Origin of the sequence: Citrobacter sp. 172116965, assembly GCF_013458095.1 — a bacterium.
In the GTDB taxonomy this organism is placed as follows: Bacteria; Pseudomonadota; Gammaproteobacteria; order Enterobacterales; family Enterobacteriaceae; genus Citrobacter; species Citrobacter braakii.
Genome location: NZ_CP046673.1, coordinates 1323522 through 1342693, shown reverse-complemented (window position 1 = coordinate 1342693; position 19172 = coordinate 1323522). Strand labels below are relative to the sequence as shown.

The window sequence follows — 19172 nt, the reverse complement described above, 5'->3', positions numbered from 1 at the left end:
GTGTTTACACACGCCGCCCATTTTTTACAGACGGATACAGGTTCCGGCTTTGCCCGCCAGCGTATCTTCAATACGTGACAACGCGCCAATCCATGCCGGTTTCCCACGTCGTTTCACATATCCGCTGACGGCGGTGACCTTTGGTCCCATCGAACCATCGGCTTTCGCAAACGGCGCTAGTTCATCAGGAGAGGCCTGACGAATCGCGCGCTGCTCTGGCGTCCCCCAGTTTTCATAGACCGCATCGGCATCGGTCAGAATGACCAGACCATCGGCATCAATCTGTTCAGCCAGCAACGCCGCAGCGAGATCCTTATCAATGACCGCTTCAGACCCTAATCCTTCGCCAGTAACAGGTACGCCGCCTCCCCCGCTGCAAATTACCACATGCCCTTCTTTAAGTAAGAGCTTAATGGCATCGCTTTCTACAATCTGGCGAGGTTCTGGCGAAGCGACAACGCGCCGCAGATATTTGCCGTCACGCTTCATATGCCAGCCGTAGGTGGCTTCCAGTTGCGTTTGTTCTTCGGGCAAATATACCGGGCCGATAAATTTCTCCGGTGCCATAAACGCAGGATCGTCCTCTGACACAACAATCCGTGTTAACACCGTGGTCACCGGCGGCATCTCCGGTTCAGCGGTCAGGCTCTGGGCCAACATATAACCAATCATGCCCTGAGTCTCGGCAACCAGTACATCTAATGGATAAGGTTCGACCTCCTTCCAGGCAAGATTCTGTAACGACAGCAGGCCAACCTGCGGTCCGTTGCCATGTACAATAGCCAGGCGGTACGAGCGCGCCAGACGCGCCAGGGCAGGTACGGCGCTGGCAATATTACGATATTGATTTTCTGCGGTCAGCGCCTCGCCGCGCTGCAATAATGCGTTGCCACCAAGAGCAACAACCAGCGTTTTCATTCCCTATCCTTCTATGATTTGTTGCCCAATCCAGAACCCCAACAGGATGTCTGCACCGGAGGTATGCCCAAGCGCCAGCAGCGAATTTATCGCTGTGTCCAGCCTTTCCTGGCGACGCAAAGCATGGGTGAAGTGGAGTAAAGGTGAAGCGAAGTAACCTGATGCCGCGTAGCGTAGGTAGCTCACGCTAACCACAGTCGTCGCCTGCTCAAGGTAGCCGGAATCATCAAAGAAACGGTGACCGGAAACCTTATTCAGCGCGCCGAAATACCAGGCCGCCAGCAGCATGCCAGTCAATGTATCATCATGACTGGGCGTTAAACCGGGCCCTTTGCCTAACCACTGTCGCCAGTCTGTCGGCATCCCCGCAAGCGCCGAGAAAAAGCAGTGGCGGAACTGACGTAGCTCGGGGCACAAAGGCAGGTTTGCCGCCAGCATTAATGGCCCGAACAATCCCGTTTCCTCGCCGCGCTCCATCCAGTCGGGTGCAAGGCGCGGGGAATGTGGACGGTAAGTTATTCTCAATGAACAGCAGCGCCGCGGCTGGCACAGCAAAAATGGCCCCAACTGGATCCCCCTTGGGACAGCCAGAGGGGTTTCACTCCCACGTAACGCCGTACGCAGCGCATCAAAGTCATGCGTACGGATCACCCATCCTCCCGGGCTAAAGCCGCTACCCTGGCGGTGCAACGTCAACAGTGCGCCGCTTTCGGCCACAAGATTAATCGCGCGCCGCCAGATGCCGGACAACTGCCATACCTAGCGATAATCCGCAGACTGCTGGCTGCCGAGCAGAGGATGGATGATCATTATGCGCCCCCCTTTTAGCTAATGCCCATGCTTTCAGCCAGCGCTTCCAGGGCCAGCTCAAAGCAAGCTAACGGCGCACGGACGGTTCCCGCGCCAATCTGGCCAATACCGGCCTCTTTATGCGCAATACCGGTATTGATCAGCGGCGTAATCCCCGTTTCGACCACGCGACGGATATCGAGTCCCAGGCAGGCCCCCTGGAAATCCCAGCCGGGGATCTGCAACTGCATATTGCGCTCCAGATAGATTTCCGCCATCTCCTCAGACACGGATTTCGCGGCTTCCATCCCTCCTGCACCGACAAAACGCGTGACGCCAGGTGCGGCGATCATCGCTGCACCGCCAATGCCAAAAGTTTCGGTGATGGCGCTATCGCCCATATCCGGATTTGCCTGCTCCTGTGAAAAACCAGTAAAGAACAGTCCCTGCGGTGTGTTAACAGGTGCGGTAAACCAGCGATCGCCAAGTCCGCTCACCCGAATTCCGAACATGTCGCCATTACGGGTCATCGCCGTCACAATACTGCCAGAACGCACAATCGCTCCGGCGTCCATCGCTGCTTTGCAGTAAGCCATCGCCAGGTTGAGGAAGAACTGGTCGGTTACGCTGAGGAAATCCATTACCTCAGCAATCTGCTGCTTATCATGTTGCAGACGGGCAATTTGCGGTGCCAGGGTTCGCATTAGCAGGGCTGAAGAGGCAATGTTGCGCTGATGGAACTCGTCCCCCATCGTAATGCCCTGCGCCATCATGGCGGTCAAATCAATACCCTGCTCCAAAGTGCCCAACGCTGCGCTTAAGACTGGCATCAGGACATCACGCATCCAGCGTAAACGCTGCTGGACATCTTCTCCGTATGCGCCGAAACGCATCACTTTGCCAATGCCTTCGTTGAGATTGCAGTAAGCCCGGTTCCCTTCAGTGATGTTTTCCACCACCAGCATCGGCATGCTAGCAGAGGTGATTCCGCCCATTGGCCCCACGGCATTAACGTGATGGCAAGGTACAAAATTGATTTTCCCCTGCTCCAGTAATGCCAGCGCGCTCATTTCATCATTGGCCCACCCTTCGAAAAGGCATGCACCAATGCAGGCCCCTTTCATCGGGCCGGTCATCTCTTGCCAACGCATTGGCGGTCCTGCATGAAGCAGCGTTTTTCCTTCATTGAGTTCGCTGATTAACGAGGACGCGGGTTGCACATCCAGCCAGTGCGGGCGCGCACGACGAATTTGTTCGATTACTGCAGCATTGGCTTGCGCCACTGATGTAAACATTGGAACCCCTTATTGCAAACGTTCTAATAAACGAGCCAGTTTTTTGTTACCGCCAGCGACAGGCGCCCACTGGTAATGCACCACAGGCTTTTCTGCCGCCTGTAAATCCAGTGCAAAACTGCGTAACCCGGCATTAATGACCGCTACTTTTTCCAGTAGAGAAGGTGCGGATTGATGAGACAACGGTCGAGATGGCCGAATAAGTTCGGCGGCAAGCAGAGTTGCCTCAGGCAGTGAACTCACTACAGCGATACCGGCGTCCTCCAGCGTGGCAATTTGCAGTGAACGACACTGCGGATCGCGTTCTGTACCGGTCACCGTCGCAATCGCAAACAGCGGTTGCTCGATGTTTCGGGCAGCACATGCCTTTTGCCAGGCCTGAACCATTGATGCCGCAGGATCTGCCGTCGCACCGTAACCAATCACGACGTCGACCAATAACACCCGTACCTGCGGCTGCGAACCGAGATCCGTAATAAGCTGATTACGTAGTGCAGGATCGATCATCGGATGCGGCCGCCCGACGGTATAAAAATCATCCCCCAGGTCAATAATCTGATGCCCGGCGGCATCCAGCATCATGCCGTGATGATGCTGAGCATCCGCTGCAACGTTAAGGTGTGCGGCCAACAGTCCCGCCGCTTCGGCAGCCAGCGTTCCTCCGGTATATAGCCCACGAATCAGTCCATCTCCCGTGGCAGCAAGCGCGCAGCGTCGCGCCGTGACTCGCGCCAGTAAACAGGCTAGACGGGCCGCATCATCCAGCGTCGATGCAAACCAGACGTTCTCATCACGGGCCGCTGCGCAGGTGTAACCTAAAAACAGGGCCACAACGGGTTTTCCCGTGGCTTTCATCGCCGTGACAATACGCTGACGAACAGCTTCCGCCGGTGGTTTAGACACAAAAGCTAGCACCTGGCTTTTATCATCTGTACCGAGCATCTCCAGCGCGGTAAGTGCGCTAATGCCCCCCACCTCAGCGCTCAGATCGCGTCCGCCCAGCCCGATGGCGTGAGTGATGCCTTCCCCGGCCAGCGCTATCTGTGAACAGAGCTCCTGGATCCCTGTGCCGGAGGCGCCTATCACACCAATATTGCCTTCCGGCATTACGTTGGCAAAAGCCAGCGGCGTACCGGCGATCATGGCGGTTCCGCAATCCGGTCCCATCACCAGCAGACCTTTATCTTGTGCGCGGCGCTTGAGATTGTTTTCATCTTCCAGCGTGACGTTGTCGGAGAACATCATGACGTTCAGGTTGCGATCCAGCGCCTGGTTCGCCAGTTCTGCCGCGTATTCACCAGCAACAGAAATTAGCGTCATATTCGCCTCAGGCAATTTCTGACACGCACTTTCCCAGCGTCTGACCTGCAGTAGCGTTTGGCTTCCCCCGGTAGCCTGCGCCAGCTGCTGCAACGACTCATTCAGCTGTTGCAAAATGGCCTGCGTAATACTCTCATCTGCCGCTTCAGTACGAATAGCCACGCAAATATCATTCGGCGTAGCCTGATTAAAATCGTCATGCCAAAACCCGGTCGTTTCCAGTAACGATTTATTCGCCGGCGTTCCCATCATGACCGATACATCGTCTACATTTTCGGGTGATGCTGCCAACTTACTGATTTAGTGTATGATGGTGTTTTTGAGGTGCTCCAGTGGCTTCTGTTTCTATCAGCTGTCCCTCCTGTTCAGCTACTGACGGGGTGGTGCGTAACGGCAAAAGCACTGCCGGACATCAGCGCTATCTCTGCTCTCACTGCCGTAAAACATGGCAACTGCAGTTCACTTACACCGCTTCTCAACCCGGTACGCACCAGAAAATCATTGATATGGCCATGAATGGCGTTGGATGCCGGGCAACCGCCCGCATTATGGGCGTTGGCCTCAACACGATTTTCCGCCATTTAAAAAACTCAGGCCGCAGTCGGTAACCTCGCGCATACAGCCGGGCAGTGACGTCATCGTCTGCGCGGAAATGGACGAACAGTGGGGATACGTCGGGGATAAATCGCGCCAGCGCTGGCTGTTTTACGCGTATGACAGGCTCCGGAAGACGGTTGTTGCGCACGTATTCGGTGAACGCACTATGGCGACGCTGGGGCGTCTTATGAGCCTGCTGTCACCCTTTGACGTGGTGATATGGATGACGGATGGCTGGCCGCTGTATGAATCCCGCCTGAAGGGAAAGCTGCACGTAATCAGCAAGCGATATACGCAGCGAATTGAGCGGCATAACCTGAATCTGAGGCAGCACCTGGCACGGCTGGGACGGAAGTCGCTGTCGTTCTCAAAATCGGTGGAGCTGCATGACAAAGTCATCGGGCATTATCTGAACATAAAACACTATCAATAAGTTGGAGTCATTACCTCGCTAACATATTTGCCGCATAGCGCAGGTTTTCCACCAACGTCTGCTGGATCTGTTCGGCAGAAAACCCCGCAGGAGTTTTACCTACCAGGCAATTGATCTTCTTATTGCCGAGCCCCTTCGCATAACGAACAGCCGCCGCGACACCATCTCGAAATTCTTCTTCGCGACCTGGAATACAGGCGATACCGCGTTCACCCGCCGCCCAGTCTCCGGCAGGAAGATTATGCAGCGTATGCTCCAGCTGGTTGATCTGCAGCTTTTCCTTTAATACGTCAATGTCGTAATCGTAGGGAAACATAAACTCTACGCCACGAAATCCCGATTATGCCGCTTTATCGAAGCGTTCAAGAAAACTGTATTCCAGAAACAACATGGAAAGATTGGCTGAGAAACGTAACATCTGTCACCCCTTCTATTCGTATTTCATAAAACAGGTTTCGGTTGGTGCATCCATCGCACCGTCTGCAATCTCTTCAAACTCGGTGACATTATCCAGCTCACTGCCCATAGAGATGTTGGTCACGCGCTCAAGGATCACTTCGACCACAACCGGAACGCGGTACTGTGCCATCAGAGCTTTGGCTTGTTCAAATGCCGGAGCAAGATCTTCAGGTTTAAGTACGCGGATGGCTTTACAGCCTAATCCCTCAGCCACTTTGACGTGATCAACGCCATAGCCGTTTACTTCGCTGGAGTTGATGTTTTCGAACGCCAGTTGGACGCAGTAATCCATATCAAAAGCGCGCTGCGACTGGCGAATCAGGCCGAGATAAGCGTTGTTGACCAGCACATGGATGTAAGGAATGTTGAACTGTGCGCCCACCGCCAGTTCTTCGATCAGGAACTGGAAGTCAAAATCACCGGAAATCCCAACAACGTTACGCATTGGGTCAGCCACGCAAACCCCTAATGCCGCGGGCAGCGTCCAGCCAAGAGGGCCTGCCTGACCGCAGTTGATCCAATGACGATCCTTAAATACGTGCAGCATTTGCGCAGCGGCAATTTGCGATAACCCAATGGTAGTGACGTAGCAAACATCACGACCAAAGGCTTTATTCATCTCTTCATAAACACGCTGCGGTTTAACCGGGACATTGTCGAAGTGGGTTTTACGCAGTAGCGTCCGCTTACGCTGCTGACATTCATCAACCCAGGTATTCCGGCAAGGTAAACGACCGGCTTTCTGCATCTCCTGAGCAACGTCAATCAGCAAAGTTAGCGCAGCTTTGGCATCCGAAACGATTCCTAAATCCGGGCACAGGACGCGGCCAATTTGCGTCGGTTCAATATCGATATGAATGATTTTGCGCCCTTCGGTATATTTCGCGACGGAGCCTGTGTGTCGGTTAGCAAAGCGGTTACCAATACCGAACACCATATCGGAGGCCAGCAGCGTGGCGTTTCCGTACCGATGCGCCGTTTGCAACCCCACCATTCCGGCCATTAACTCATGATCGTCCGGGATGCATCCCCAGCCCATCAGTGTAGGAATTACCGGTACGTTGGTTAATTCTGCAAAACGTTGCAGCAATTCGCTGGCATCAGCATTAATCACCCCGCCCCCAGCCACGATGACCGGACGCTCAGCCTGAATCAGCATTTCCAACGCTTTCTCAATCTGTTTGCGGCTGGCTGCAGGCTTGTAGACTGGCAGCGGTTCATACATGTCGGGATCGAATTCGATTTCTTCAACCTGAATATCAAAAGGTAAATCGATCAATACCGGACCAGGACGACCAGAGCGCATGACATGGAATGCCTGCTGCAAAACCCGGGGAAGCAGTGCGGCTTCACGCACTGTTACCGCCATTTTGCTGACCGGTTTGGCAATAGATTCAATATCAACAGCCTGAAAATCTTCCTTATGCAGGCGAGCGCGAGGTGCCTGACCGGTGATGCATAAAATTGGAATAGAATCAGCAGAGGCGGAATACAGCGCAGTGATCATATCAGTGCCTGCAGGACCAGAAGTGCCAAGGCAAACGCCAATGTTTCCTGCCGTCGCACGCGTATAGCCTTCCGCCATATGGGAAGCGCCTTCAACATGACGAGCCAGAATGTGACGGATGCCTCCGTGCTTACGCATTGCGGAATAGAACGGGTTAATTGCCGCTCCAGGAACCCCAAATGCGGTGGTGATACCTTCTTTTTCCAGCACATACATTGCCGCGTCAACGGCTCTCATTTTTGCCATTTTCTTTCTACCTCTATTAATTGGAAAAATTTTCCAACTTTGAAAAAATCCAAAAAAGTCCCGCTCCTCTGAGCGGGTTGCGACTTAAGCTACGGGGGCTTTTAAACCCAGAGCCGTACTGATATCTCGTGCAGTATCCCGTACCAGCTCCCCTTGACTGATAAAACGATCTTCCGTCAGTCTGGATGCGGGCCCCGAAATAGAGATGGCAGCAACGACACTACCTACATCATCATAGATAGCTGATGCAATGCAATTCAATCCAATAACATGTTCTTCGTGATCGACGATATACCCATTCTCACGCGCCATTTCCAGATTGCGCAGCAGAGTAGGAAAATCCACCAACGTGGTTGGCGTAAATTGCTGCAAACCCGTTTTCACGATGATGTCCATTAGCTCTTCTTCCATCAACGGATAAAGCAGCGCTTTTCCCGCGCCGGAAGCATGTAACGGCATACGACTGCCTAAAGGTGCGCACATTCTGACCATCGATTTGCACTCCTTCTGACCAATCAACACCGCTTCGGTGCCATTGCGAATTGCGACATTAACCGTTTCGCCTGACAGCAGCATTAATCGGTGCATAAACGGTCCGGCTACCGACAGGACGTCGCGATTATGAATATACGCAGAGCCCACATTGAATACGCCTAAACCGATGTGCCACCAGCCTAACTGGCTGTCCTGATAGACAAAATCAGCACCCTGTAAAACCTTCAACAGGCGAAAAGTCGTGGAGAGCGGTAAATCCAGACTGCCGGAAATATCGCTAACTGACGAACTGCCTCCACTTCTTTCGAGATACTGCAAAATCGCAATGCCTCTCTCAAGCGCCTGAGCGCCTTTCTGCGCAACCGGCTCCGCCTGTCCAGGCCTGCCGCGCCGTCTTACTTCCGTCTCCACTACGTTTACTCCGGCCCAAAATATGAGCATAAACAATGAACAATATGCGCATATTAAGCAAGAAGGCCGATAGCGTCACGCAAAACAGAGCTCATGTGCCGGGATACTTTCAACATCGCAATTATCGCTACCACCACGATCGATGGTCAGAAAATTGGTCACGGTTTGCCAGGCAAACAGCGGGTGATGCCAGACATTTCGGTGGTAATTCACACCCTGTTGGCCATTGGTGATAAAGGCTTTTAAAGTGGAAAGGTCAGGTTTGTCCTCGCCGAGCGCGACAATCACTACAAACGCTTCGCCATTCATAGGCATAAATGCCTGAGTGCCTAGCGGATGGCGCTCCAGTTCATGCACAACAATCGGCATCGCTGCTGGTTGCGCGCGGTTGATACTGATGAGCGTGCGATCCTGCTTAAGTATCTCCACATTGGCCAGGTCGTGATAACGTTCAACGAGCCCATCATTGATATGAAAAAAATCACGTTTATGAGTTTCTATCACATCGCCATAGGCGCTGAACGCGTGCTGATTTAACGGTAGTACCTCTAGTTTCATCATCATTTCCTTGTAACTGAATTCCGCTGAACCGCAGTCAGAACACTTAGCGGCTTCAATACCATGCAATCTAAAACCTTCGTGATTTAACATCAACACAAAAATTGGAAAAATTTTCCAAAACTAGATTTAGACCACAATTTAAACAAGGTCATTATGCAAAAATACTTATAAATCAGAGAACAAGAAATCAGGCTTGCAGATGATCATTTAGGGAGTAGCTGAAAATGTTTGACCCGGAAACACTACGTACCTTTATCGGCGTCGCCGAAACGGGAAGTTTCTCCCGGGCAGCGGATCGCTTGTGTAAAACCACGGCCACCATCAGTTACCGCATTAAGCTTCTGGAAGAAAATACCGGCGTCGCGCTGTTTTTTCGCACCACCCGAAGCGTGACGTTAACCGCCGCAGGTTCTCACCTTCTTTCCCAGGCAAAAGACTGGCTCGCCTGGCTGGACAGCATGCCCAGCGAATTACAGCAAGTGAATGACGGCGTAGAGCGCCAGGTGAATATTGTGGTCAACAACCTGCTGTACAGCCCTGAAGCCGTCGCTCGCCTGTTATCCTGGCTTAACGCCCGCTACCCCTTTACTCAGTTTCACTTTTCCCGGCAAATTTATATGGGCGTATGGGATTCACTCTTGTACGAAGGATTCTCGCTGGCTATCGGCGTAACCGGCACGGAACCGATGGCAAACACCTTTACCCTCGATCCTTTGGGTTCTGTTCAGTGGCGATTTGTCATGTCAGCGGATCATCCACTAGCAGACGTCAGCGGCTCATTAACGGAAGCGCAGTTGCGCCGCTTTCCGGCAATTAACATTGAGGACAGCGCGCGGACCCTGACCAAACGGGTCGCATGGCGTCTTCCCGGTCAAAAGGAGATCATCGTACCGGACATGGAAACCAAGATTGCGGCGCATCTTGCGGGTGTGGGTATTGGATTCGTTCCGCAGCCGCTCTGCCAACCGTTACTAGATAGCGGCCAACTGGTCAGCAGTATCATCCCGACCATGCGTCCCCCTTCCCCCTTAAGCCTCGCGTGGCATAAGTTTGGCGCGGGTAAGGCCGTAGAAGATATTGTGGCGCTGTTTACCCAGCGAAAACCGGAAATCGCCGGATTTTTAGCAATTTTCAACAATGCACGCGATTGAAAATCAAGTCATCCTCTCATTTGGCGCGTAAAATAGTACACAGGATGATTTGAGGTTTCGTTTTTTACTATGCAAGACACACAAACAGCACAGGACTATCGCGCAATTTTGCTCGCTGGTACGCCTATAATCGATGTACGCGCCCCCGTCGAATTTCTGCAAGGCGCAATGCCGGGCGCAATCAACCTTCCCCTAATGAACGATGACGAACGTGCCGTCGTGGGTACCTGTTATAAACGTCAGGGACCCGAGGCAGCCCTCACGCTCGGCCATCAACTGGTCTGCGGCGAGACTCGCCAACAACGTATGAAGGCCTGGCTGGATGCCTGTCGTCAAAATCCTGCGGGTTATTTATGCTGCGCGCGCGGCGGTCAGCGTTCGCACATTGTGCAGCAGTGGCTGCGCGAGTCCGGGATTGACTACCCGCTGATACACGGCGGCTACAAAGCCCTGCGTCAGGCGGCGATTCAACTGACTGAAGAATTAGTGCAAAAGCCGATCGTCTTAATTGGCGGCTGTACCGGGAACGGTAAAACGCAGCTGGTGCAACAGCAGCCGAACGGCGTGGATCTCGAAGGTCTGGCGCACCATCGCGGTTCCTCGTTTGGTCGCACCGTTGAACCGCAGCTGAGTCAGGCGAGTTTTGAAAACCTACTGGCGGTCGAAATGCTCAGAACCGACAGCCGTCAGGATCTGCGTCTGTGGGTACTGGAAGATGAAGGCCGCATGATCGGGGCTAATCATCTGCCCGAATGCCTGCGCGAACGCATGACCCAGGCATCTATTGCAGTGGTGGACGATCCTTTTGAGCGTCGTCTGGAGCGACTGCGCGAAGAGTATTTCGTGCGGATGCACCACGATTTTACCCATGCTTATGGCGAGAGTCAGGGCTGGCAGGAGTATAGCGAGTATCTGCACCACGGCCTGTTTGCTATTCGCCGCCGTCTGGGTTTACAACGTTTTGCCGAGCTGACGGCCCTGCTCGACGTGGCTCTGCGCGAACAGCAAGCGACGGGCAGTACCGACGCCCATATGGGCTGGCTGGTGCCGTTGCTCAACGAGTATTACGACCCGATGTATCGCTATCAACTGGAAAAGAAAGCCGCGAAAATCGTCTTTCGCGGCACATGGCAGGATGTTGCCGACTGGCTTAACGCACAGTGATCAGTGTCTGTCGCGCTTATCCGCGCGTTTCGCCAGCCAGTCGCCCAGCACCTGCACGACCTGCACCAGAATAATCAGCGCCACCACGGTGACGATCATGACCTGGGTTTCGTAGCGGTAATAACCAAAGCGAATCGCCAGGTCGCCTACCCCACCGCCGCCAACAATTCCGGCCATCGCGGAGTAACCGATCAGACTCACCAGCGTTATCGTCAACCCACGCAGCAGACCCGCGCTCGCTTCAGGTAACAGAACGGTGCAGATGATGCGCATCGGGCTGGCGCCAAAGGCTTCCGCCGCTTCAATAATGCCTTTATCGACTTCACGCAGTGCGCTGTCGACCAGACGGGCATAAAAAGCGATTGCCGCCACCGAGAGCGGGACCGACGCCGCAATCGGCCCAATGGTATTTCCGAGTAAAAACTGTGTGAGCGGCAGCAGCAGCACCAGCAGGATCACAAACGGCACCGAACGGATGATATTCACCAGCACGGAGCTGAGCAGATACACAAAACGGTTTTGCCAGAATAAATGCCGGTCGGTGACGAAAATAAGAAAACCGAGCGGCAGACCGCCAATAATCGCCAGCACCGTAGAGATGCTTAGCATCTGAAAGGTTTCATTAAACGCCAGCGTCAAATCAGGCAATAAATCATCCACGAATCACCTCCACCTGTGCCGTGCGTTGACGAATATGTTCCACGGCGACATCCACCGCAGAAGGGTTATGCGGCGCGGTCAGTTGCACCACCAGAATCCCCAGCGCACGCTCGCCGATATATTCAATTTTGCCGTGCAGAATGTTCACCGCCACACCAAATTTAACCGCGACTTCTGACAACACTGGCTGTTCCGCCGAATCGCCGATGAACAGAATTTTCAGCAACTGGCCAGGCAAATGCTGGCGCAAGCGTTCGGGTAGCGTCAGATTGAGGGTATGCGACACCAGTTGCTGCGTGAAAGCGTGCTGCGGGTGAGCAAAAACGTCAAACACCTCACCGGACTCCACCACCTTGCCGCCGGACATCACCGCCACACGATCGCAAATCGATTTGATCACGTTCATCTCGTGAGTGATCAGCACGATCGTGATCCCCAGCTGTTGGTTGATCTGCTTAAGCAATGCCAGAATAGTGGCCGATGTTTCCAGATCCAGCGCAGAGGTCGGTTCATCACACAGCAGCACATCGGGGTGATTGGCAATCGCACGGGCAATACCAATGCGCTGCTTTTGCCCGCCGCTGAGCTGCACAGGAAAGCGGTTCGCCTTGTCAGACAGCCCCACCAGCGTCAGGATTTCGCTGACGCGTGGGCCAATTTTACTGCGCTCCCATCCGGCAGCCTTCAGGCTGAAAGCGACGTTTTGCGCCACGGTACGGGTATGCATCAGATTAAAATGCTGAAAAATCATCCCAATACGCTGACGGGCTTTACGTAGTTGCGCCCCTTCCAGCGCGGAAATTTCTACGCCGTTAACCTTTACGCTTCCCAGGCCTGGTCGCGTTAAGGCGTTCAGGGTGCGCAGCAGCGTACTTTTCCCCGCGCCGCTGGTCCCGACAATGCCAAATATCTCGCCTGCGCCTATGCGCAAGCTGACGTCATCAACCGCCCGGGTTGATGGTCCACGGCCTGCGCTAAAATCCACGCAAACCTTTTCTATCTCAATCATAGCCACCTCAGAAATGCGAAAAGGGCAGTCGCCGCTGCCCCTGTTAACCTTGTGCGCAGCGATTATTGGGCTGCCGACATCCATTCCGGTTTCTGGAAGGCGCTGTAGATATTTTGCGGATCGTCGATCACCGCGCGATACGCCGGAGATTTCACCGCCGCCACAATATCTTTCGCGAACGGTTTATCCGCATCTTCACTGCGTACCGCTATGATATTTTTTAGATTTTCATCAAGATGCTCTTGCTTGATGGCGCTGGCGAGATCCAGTTTCGCCGCCACGGCAAAGTTACCGTTGACCAGCGCGCCGGTCACACCGTCCAGGGTACGCGGCAGTTGTGCCGCTTCCAGCGGTTTAAACACCAGCCCTTTCGGGTTGCTGGCGATATCGCGCTCAGAGGCTTTAGTCGGATCGATAGTGTCTTTGATGGTAATAAGGTCAATAGACTGCAGGAAACGCAGACCGCGAGCCAGATTGGTTGGATCATTGGAAAGCGTGATCACATCCCCTTTTTTTAACTCATCCAGGCTTTTGATTTTATGTGAGTAAAAACCCATCCCGGCCGTCGGGACCACAATCAGCTTGCTCAGCTTCAGTCCTTTATCAGCGGTGAATTTGTCAAAGTAGAGCGAGTGCTGGAACAAGTTGGCATCAATACTGCCGTTGGAAAGCGCCATGTTCGGCTGCACGTAGTCGCTGAATTCGCGCACCACTACCTTATAGCCTTTCTCTTTCAGCGTAGGGGCAATGGCCTGTTTCACCATATCGCCGTACGGACCAGGTGCGACGCCAAACACGATGGTATGCGGGTCACTGTTCGCATGAGCAAGTTGTAATCCACAGGCCAGTAACAGCGCTCCGGTCGCGACGCGTAAACTCTGACGCAATCCCATAATTTCTCCATTTTAACGTTGTGGTGTCATGTCTCACGCCGTTCTTGCGGCGTTGTTCTTGTTGGCCTGTTAACAGGCTGATTGTTAACATGACACAGATCACAACCTGCTGTCCTTGAAATTATTTCATGATGTTGCGGGATATGTCGTTGAATGTACGCTGAAGGTACTAATGTGTTTTTCAGCAAAGGATAGTAAAAAACCGGATAACCTTCTGGTTACCCGGTTTTGGCAGGGAAATTGACTTAGAAATCGTAACGCAGACGAACCAGGTTCATATCACCCAGATTGTCGGTGCTGGAGGTGAAGACGTGTTCGTAATCCACACGGAAACCGTAGTCCAGCTGGAAGCTGATACCCACACCATTGTCGGTACGCAGGTAGTTACGACCATTCACGTATTCAATACGGTCGCCCATAACGTAGGGTTGAACGGATTTCAGCGCATACTGACCAACCGGGAAGGTGTAACCCGCAAAGTATTCCAGACCCCAGGCATCACCGGCAAAGTAATCGTTAACAGAGACTTTTTTGGTGGTCATGAAGTTTTGATACCAACCGCCGCCCATCGAGAAGGTCCAGTTGTCCGGTTTCCAGCTCAGCGCGGTACCGACGATGTTTTGATCGTAGGTTTTGCTGGTGTCGCCACGCATTTCCGCGCGGGTGTAGTTCCACGCCGTACCCCAGGTCAGGTCATCAGTGATGTGATAATCCACACCCAGCGAGCCACCGCCTTTACGCTTGTAGCGCAGACCATTGTTCGGGTTGTAATCATCACTGAACAGATAAGACGCGTAGAGATCAACATCGCCAACCGTTTTCTTATACTTCAGTGATTTACGCGTACGATAGGAACCGTCATAGTCGCCATTGATACCGTTACCTGGTGCCTGACCGATCATGTCGTAGTCCCAGATATCCGTTTTCGCACCAACCACATCATAGTAAATGCTGTTCTGTTGACCGAAGGTCAGCGTACCCCAGGTCGCGCTCTTCAGACCGGTGTACAACATACGACGCGTGGTATCGTTGGCGCCGTTAGCATAGTGATTATCCCAGTTGAACATTGCCGGGAAGTTTACGCCCAGCTCGTAATAACTCACCCAGCTGATGTCATCAAACAGATAGTAATCAGCGGCGAAGCGGAAACGCGTCCCGCCGTCGAAACCATTACGTTTGTAGCCATTCTTACCATCATCACCGGCCATATTCTGGAACTGCGGACGAATACTCCCGCCAACGGTGAAGTTAAGACGGCTCAGCGGGTTGCCCGCCTGTGGATCTTGTTTCAGGACCGTGATTTCCGCCTGGGAGGCGAACGTCGTTAATGCCACTGCTGCGCCGATCGATACCGCCAGCGCCGTTTTTTTTATAGTCATTATTTGTACCTTGATAGATAGCCTGCCAATTATTCAGCATACAAATATTAACGTTTATTAATACACTCGTGTTGTCGGGTTTTTATTGTTCTGTGCTGTTAAATATCAATGAGTTATCAATTTGTGCTACATAGATAAAAAAACGCACCGATTTAAAAAACCGGTGCGTAATCATCACAAATATGAATTAACTACTGAATTGACGGAACAGCACTTTGCCTTTTAGCAGACGTGAACCGAGCCATCCGCCGCATAGCGAGAGCAACAATGCCCCACAAAGCGGCAACACGACCCACAGTCGCCAGTCTGGCTCCCACGGAAAATCAAACACTCGGGTTTGCAGCACCGCCAGTGCGGTTTCCGCGCCGATAGCAGCCACCAGTCCAGCGACCATCCCGAGCATGGCGAACTCGCACCATAGCGTGGTACGCAATAGCTTCTTACCCGCGCCCAGCGTGCGCCAGACCACCAGTTCCTGATGACGCTGACGCATTCCGACCTGGACCTGCGCCAATAGCAGCAACATACCGCAAGCGGTAACCAGCACCACCATCACCTCCAGTGCCCGGCTCACCTGCTCCAGCACCTGGCTCACCTGTTTGAGGATTGCGCCAATATCCAGCAGGCTGATAGTCGGGAATTCGCGGTTAAGCTGCGTCAGCATGCCGTTGCCGTTCTCCCAGCGAAAGCTGGTTAACCAGCTTTGCGGCTGAGCGTCCAGCGCGCCGGAGGGAAAGATAAAGAAGAAGTTGGGGCGCAGGCTTTCCCAGTCCACTTTGCGCAGACTGCTGACCGTAGCGCTGAAATCCTGGGTATCGCCCATAAAGGTCACCCGATCGCCAAGCTTGACGTTCAGCCGTTTCGCCAGCCCCTCTTCCATCGAGACTTCGCCCGCTTTTGGCGGCCAGCTTCCGGCAACGATCGGGTTATGATCCGGTCGGGTATCCTGCCAGGTCAGATTAAGCTCGCGGTTCAGCGCCTCATCGTGATTGCCTTCGGTCGGCTTCTCATTGATCGCCGTCAGACGCGCCCGCACAATCGGATAGAACGATTCCGGGATCACCTGATGCTCAGCCAGAAAAGCCTTGAGTGGAACCACCTGTTCGGTGGCAATGTTGATGAGAAAATAGTTCGGGCTTTCCGGCGGCATTTGCTGCTGCCAGCGGTCGAGCAGGTCGCCACGCAGTACCAGCAGCAGCGCCAGCAACATAAAGGAAAGCGAAAATGCCGACAGCTGACTGAGCGTTGACCACGGCTGGCGCAACAGCCGACTGACCGCTAAACGCAGCGGCAGCGAGGTGAGCGTCAGGCCACGCAGCACGTTGAGCAGCATCCAGCCGAGCACCCCGCACAAAAGCGCCAGCACTACCGCTCCGGCCAGCACGGCCCACAGCAGCGGACTTCCGCCCATCAGTCCGGCGAGCAGGGCAATCACGACTATCAATACCACCGGCAAATAAAACTTCAGCGGCCAGACGTTTGCCACCACGTCACGGCGCAGTACCCGCAGTGGCTGAGTCGCCAGCAGCAAACGGTAAGGGCGTAACCCCACCAGCAGAGAAATGACCGTCATGGTGCCTAATGCCCATAGCCACGGCCAGGGACTGGCAGGCGGCAGTTCGCCGGGCAGTACCGGCTTAAGTAATACCACCAGCACGCGTTCAAACAACAGCCCGAATAACCCTCCGGTCACGCCAGACAGCGCCAGCACCATCAGCCATTGACCAACAATCAGCCTGCGCAACTGTGCTCTGCCCGCGCCAAGGGTTTTCAGAATAGCCACCAGATCGTAACGACTGCGGCAGTAATGGCTCATCGCCACGGCAACCGCAGCGACCGCCAGCAGCAGGGTTAGCAGCGCCGACAGCAGCAGGAACTGTTGCGAACGCTCCAGTGATTTCCCCAGCGCCCCTTCATCCTGCTCCAGCCCATACCAGCGCTGTTCAGGCTTTAACTGCGGGAGCAGCCATTTTTCATAGGCTTCCAGTTGCTGCGGTGTCCCGCCAAATTTATAGCGCCAGGTCACCCGGCTTCCCGGCTGGACCGCCGCCGTTTTTTCGACATCCGCCATGTTCATCATCAGGCGCGGCGCTATCTGGAACGGATTAAAACCGGCGTCCGGCTCCTGCACCACTTCCCCGGCGATGCGCAGCGTGGCATCACCCACGTCGATGGAATCACCGATTTTTAAGTTCAGCAACGCCATCAGACGCGGAGCCAGCAGCACCGAGCCAGGCTGAGGTTTCAGTCCCGGCGGATTGGTTTGCAACGTGCCATACATCGGATACACATCATCCACCGCTTTAACGTTCGCCAACTGCGGTGTATCCCGGGCAAAGGTCATAGTGGCAAAGGTCAGCTGTTCGCCCACTTTCAGGCCACGCTGTCGCGCCTCGTCAATCCACGCTTTCGGCACGGTACGCGAACTTTGCAGCGACCGATCTCCCGCCATAAACTCACGGCTTTGCTGGCTCAGCCCTTTTTCCATACGATCGCTGATATTGCCCAGCGCCAGCACGCAGGCTACGGCCAGGCTCAGCGCCAGCCAGACAATCAGTAATGAAGGCGAGCGCCATTCTCGCCAGAACCAGCGTGCAATCATGCCTCCTCCTGCAACTGTCCGTTCACCAGGCGTAAACGCCGATCGCAACGCGCCGCCAGTTGAGAATCATGGGTCACCAGAATCAGGGTGGTGCCATGTTCCCGGTTCAGAGAAAACAGCAGGTCGGCGATTTTGTCTCCGGTCTGGCGGTCCAGATTGCCCGTCGGTTCATCGGCAAACAGCACGTCAGGACGACCGTTAAACGCCCGCGCCAGCGCCACGCGCTGCTGCTCCCCGCCGGAAAGCTGGGCCGGAAGATGATCAAGACGTTTTCCCAGCCCCAGTTGCTCCAGCAACGTTTTTGCCCCGTCGCGACTTTTTCCGCTGTTTTCGCCGCGCAACAACGCGGGCAACTCGACGTTTTCCAGCGCGTTTAGGGTCGGAATTAACATGAATGACTGGAAGACAAAACCCACGTGTCGCGCCCGCAGCTGTGCCCGGGCTTCTTCATCCATGGTGTGCAGCGCCTGCCCCACCAGGCTGACTTCACCGCTGGTGCCATCGTCCAGCCCGGCGAGGATCGCCAGCAGTGTGGATTTTCCTGAACCCGACTCGCCAATCAGCGCAATGGTCTCGGCGCGTTTGACAACCAGTTCAACTCCGGTAAGGATGGATAGCTCATGATCACCCTGACCGACGGATTTCTTAAGATGATGAACTTCAACAATGTTTTCCGCTGGCATTGGCCTTTCCTGTTCCTGGTCCTGTTAACTTTCCGCGCCGCCGCAGCGGACACGTTATTAATTCTGGGTGACAGCCTGAGCGCCGGATACCGTATGTCCGCCAGCGCCGCGTGGCCTGCGCTACTTAATGATAAATGGCAAACCAAAACGCAGGTGGTGAATGCCAGTATTAGCGGCGACACCTCGCAGCAGGGTCTGGCCCGTCTGCCTGCATTACTGAAGCAGCACCAGCCGCGCTGGGTGCTGGTCGAACTTGGCGGCAACGACGGTCTGCGCGGTTTTGCGCCTGCGCAAACCGAACAAACCCTGCGCACGATTCTGCAGGATGTGAAAGCAGCAAATGCCGAACCGCTGCTGATGCAAATTCGTCTGCCGGCAAACTACGGTCGCCGTTATAATGAAAGCTTTAGCGCGATTTATCCAAAACTCGCCAAAGAGTTTGATATACCTCTGCTGCCCTTTTTTATGGAAGAGGTTTATCTGAAACCCCAGTGGATGCAGGATGATGGTATTCATCCTAACCGTGACGCCCAGCCGTTTATTGCCGACTGGATGGCGCAACATCTTACTCCTCTAGTAAATCACGACTCGTAAAACAAC

17 protein-coding genes and 1 pseudogene are annotated in these 19172 nt (G+C 54.1%); 4 read left to right on the top strand and 14 right to left on the bottom strand.

Features of this window, described 5'->3' with window-relative positions; all coding sequences use genetic code 11:
• Positions 1–24 precede the first annotated feature (24 nt).
• From GPJ68_RS06355 to GPJ68_RS06340, 4 genes are all read right to left on the bottom strand, one after another.
• On the bottom strand, positions 25–918 hold the full coding sequence (locus GPJ68_RS06355; RefSeq protein ID WP_104652281.1) for a carbamate kinase: 894 nt from the start codon (positions 916–918) through the stop codon (positions 25–27).
• A 3-nt stretch (positions 919–921) separates the two neighbouring features.
• Positions 922–1668: a DUF2877 domain-containing protein gene (locus tag GPJ68_RS06350; RefSeq protein WP_255489518.1), complete on the bottom strand. Its 747-nt coding sequence runs from the start codon at positions 1666–1668 to the stop codon at positions 922–924.
• Positions 1669–1742: 74 nt separating this feature from the next.
• Positions 1743–3002: a DUF1116 domain-containing protein gene (locus GPJ68_RS06345; protein WP_104652283.1), complete on the bottom strand. Its 1260-nt coding sequence runs from the start codon at positions 3000–3002 to the stop codon at positions 1743–1745.
• A 9-nt stretch (positions 3003–3011) separates the two neighbouring features.
• Positions 3012–4622 carry an acyl-CoA synthetase FdrA gene (locus GPJ68_RS06340; protein ID WP_304653862.1) on the bottom strand — a complete coding sequence of 537 codons (1611 nt, stop codon included), beginning with the start codon at positions 4620–4622 and terminating at the stop codon, positions 3012–3014.
• Between the two features lie 32 nt (positions 4623–4654).
• Between GPJ68_RS06340 and GPJ68_RS06335 the strand changes: the two genes are divergently transcribed.
• Positions 4655–5352 (top strand): IS1-like element IS1B family transposase gene (locus GPJ68_RS06335; protein WP_235611130.1). Its coding sequence is split into 2 segments (ribosomal slippage): positions 4655–4904 and positions 4904–5352, totalling 699 coding nucleotides; the frame shifts between segments, so codons are not numbered across the junction.
• 13 nt (positions 5353–5365) lie between these two features.
• Here the strand turns inward: GPJ68_RS06335 and GPJ68_RS06330 are convergent.
• The 4 genes and pseudogenes from GPJ68_RS06330 to allA form a co-directional block, all read right to left on the bottom strand.
• Positions 5366–5770 (bottom strand): annotated as a pseudogene (locus GPJ68_RS06330) (TIM barrel protein); the annotation flags it as partial.
• A gap of 12 nt (positions 5771–5782) precedes the next feature.
• Entirely contained in the window at positions 5783–7564 is a 1782-nt protein-coding gene (gene gcl, locus GPJ68_RS06325) for a glyoxylate carboligase (RefSeq protein ID WP_104651326.1), read from the bottom strand.
• Positions 7565–7648: 84 nt separating this feature from the next.
• Positions 7649–8500: an HTH-type transcriptional repressor AllR gene (gene allR, locus GPJ68_RS06320; protein WP_104651325.1), complete on the bottom strand. Its 852-nt coding sequence runs from the start codon at positions 8498–8500 to the stop codon at positions 7649–7651.
• Positions 8501–8545: 45 nt separating this feature from the next.
• The gene (allA, locus tag GPJ68_RS06315) at positions 8546–9028 is read right to left on the bottom strand and encodes an ureidoglycolate lyase (RefSeq protein WP_104651324.1); all 483 of its coding nucleotides are present in this window, start codon (positions 9026–9028) and stop codon (positions 8546–8548) included.
• 227 nt (positions 9029–9255) lie between these two features.
• Between allA and allS the strand changes: the two genes are divergently transcribed.
• Entirely contained in the window at positions 9256–10182 is a 927-nt protein-coding gene (allS, locus tag GPJ68_RS06310) for an HTH-type transcriptional activator AllS (protein ID WP_104651323.1), read from the top strand.
• Between the two features lie 69 nt (positions 10183–10251).
• The gene (gene mnmH, locus GPJ68_RS06305; RefSeq protein WP_104651322.1) at positions 10252–11346 is read left to right on the top strand and encodes a tRNA 2-selenouridine(34) synthase MnmH; all 1095 of its coding nucleotides are present in this window, start codon (positions 10252–10254) and stop codon (positions 11344–11346) included.
• On the opposite strand, the gene GPJ68_RS06300 is transcribed toward mnmH, so the two are convergent.
• The 6 genes from GPJ68_RS06300 to ybbA all read right to left on the bottom strand — a co-directional run bounded on the left by GPJ68_RS06300 (position 11347) and on the right by ybbA (position 18572).
• Entirely contained in the window at positions 11347–12006 is a 660-nt protein-coding gene (locus GPJ68_RS06300; RefSeq protein WP_003831085.1) for a methionine ABC transporter permease, read from the bottom strand. It lies immediately after the preceding gene.
• Positions 11999–13015: a virulence-associated ABC transporter ATP-binding protein SfbB gene (gene sfbB, locus GPJ68_RS06295; protein WP_104651334.1), complete on the bottom strand. Its 1017-nt coding sequence runs from the start codon at positions 13013–13015 to the stop codon at positions 11999–12001. The genes GPJ68_RS06300 and sfbB overlap by 8 nt, the downstream gene beginning before the upstream one ends.
• A gap of 62 nt (positions 13016–13077) precedes the next feature.
• Positions 13078–13908, bottom strand: a complete 831-nt coding sequence (locus GPJ68_RS06290) for a MetQ/NlpA family ABC transporter substrate-binding protein (RefSeq protein WP_016155899.1) — start codon at positions 13906–13908, stop codon at positions 13078–13080.
• Between the two features lie 245 nt (positions 13909–14153).
• Complete coding sequence (locus tag GPJ68_RS06285; protein WP_016152115.1) at positions 14154–15287, bottom strand: porin; 1134 nt, start codon at positions 15285–15287, stop codon at positions 14154–14156.
• Between the two features lie 187 nt (positions 15288–15474).
• Positions 15475–17889: a putative ABC transporter permease subunit YbbP gene (gene ybbP / locus GPJ68_RS06280; RefSeq protein WP_172860570.1), complete on the bottom strand. Its 2415-nt coding sequence runs from the start codon at positions 17887–17889 to the stop codon at positions 15475–15477.
• Positions 17886–18572, bottom strand: coding sequence for a putative ABC transporter ATP-binding protein YbbA (gene ybbA / locus GPJ68_RS06275; RefSeq protein ID WP_016152113.1), 687 nt, complete (start codon positions 18570–18572; stop codon positions 17886–17888). The genes ybbP and ybbA overlap by 4 nt, the downstream gene beginning before the upstream one ends.
• On the opposite strand from ybbA, the gene tesA reads away from it, so the two are divergent.
• Positions 18540–19166, top strand: coding sequence for a multifunctional acyl-CoA thioesterase I/protease I/lysophospholipase L1 (gene tesA, locus GPJ68_RS06270; RefSeq protein ID WP_180837180.1), 627 nt, complete (start codon positions 18540–18542; stop codon positions 19164–19166). The genes ybbA and tesA overlap by 33 nt on opposite strands.
• Positions 19167–19172: the final 6 nt, after the last annotated feature.

Coding starts and splice junctions, on each gene's coding strand:
- GPJ68_RS06355 (WP_104652281.1), bottom strand. CDS start 918: ATGAAAACGCTGGTTGTTGCTCTTGGTGGCAACGCATTATTGCAGCGC.
- GPJ68_RS06290 (WP_016155899.1), bottom strand. CDS start 13,908: ATGGGATTGCGTCAGAGTTTACGCGTCGCGACCGGAGCGCTGTTACTG.
- allR (WP_104651325.1), bottom strand. CDS start 8,500: ATGCTCATATTTTGGGCCGGAGTAAACGTAGTGGAGACGGAAGTAAGA.
- mnmH (WP_104651322.1), top strand. CDS start 10,252: ATGCAAGACACACAAACAGCACAGGACTATCGCGCAATTTTGCTCGCT.
- sfbB (WP_104651334.1), bottom strand. CDS start 13,015: ATGATTGAGATAGAAAAGGTTTGCGTGGATTTTAGCGCAGGCCGTGGA.
- allS (WP_104651323.1), top strand. CDS start 9,256: ATGTTTGACCCGGAAACACTACGTACCTTTATCGGCGTCGCCGAAACG.
- gcl (WP_104651326.1), bottom strand. CDS start 7,564: ATGGCAAAAATGAGAGCCGTTGACGCGGCAATGTATGTGCTGGAAAAA.
- ybbP (WP_172860570.1), bottom strand. CDS start 17,889: ATGATTGCACGCTGGTTCTGGCGAGAATGGCGCTCGCCTTCATTACTG.
- ybbA (WP_016152113.1), bottom strand. CDS start 18,572: ATGCCAGCGGAAAACATTGTTGAAGTTCATCATCTTAAGAAATCCGTC.
- GPJ68_RS06285 (WP_016152115.1), bottom strand. CDS start 15,287: ATGACTATAAAAAAAACGGCGCTGGCGGTATCGATCGGCGCAGCAGTG.
- tesA (WP_180837180.1), top strand. CDS start 18,540: ATGATGAACTTCAACAATGTTTTCCGCTGGCATTGGCCTTTCCTGTTC.
- GPJ68_RS06345 (WP_104652283.1), bottom strand. CDS start 3,002: ATGTTTACATCAGTGGCGCAAGCCAATGCTGCAGTAATCGAACAAATT.
- allA (WP_104651324.1), bottom strand. CDS start 9,028: ATGAAACTAGAGGTACTACCGTTAAATCAGCACGCGTTCAGCGCCTAT.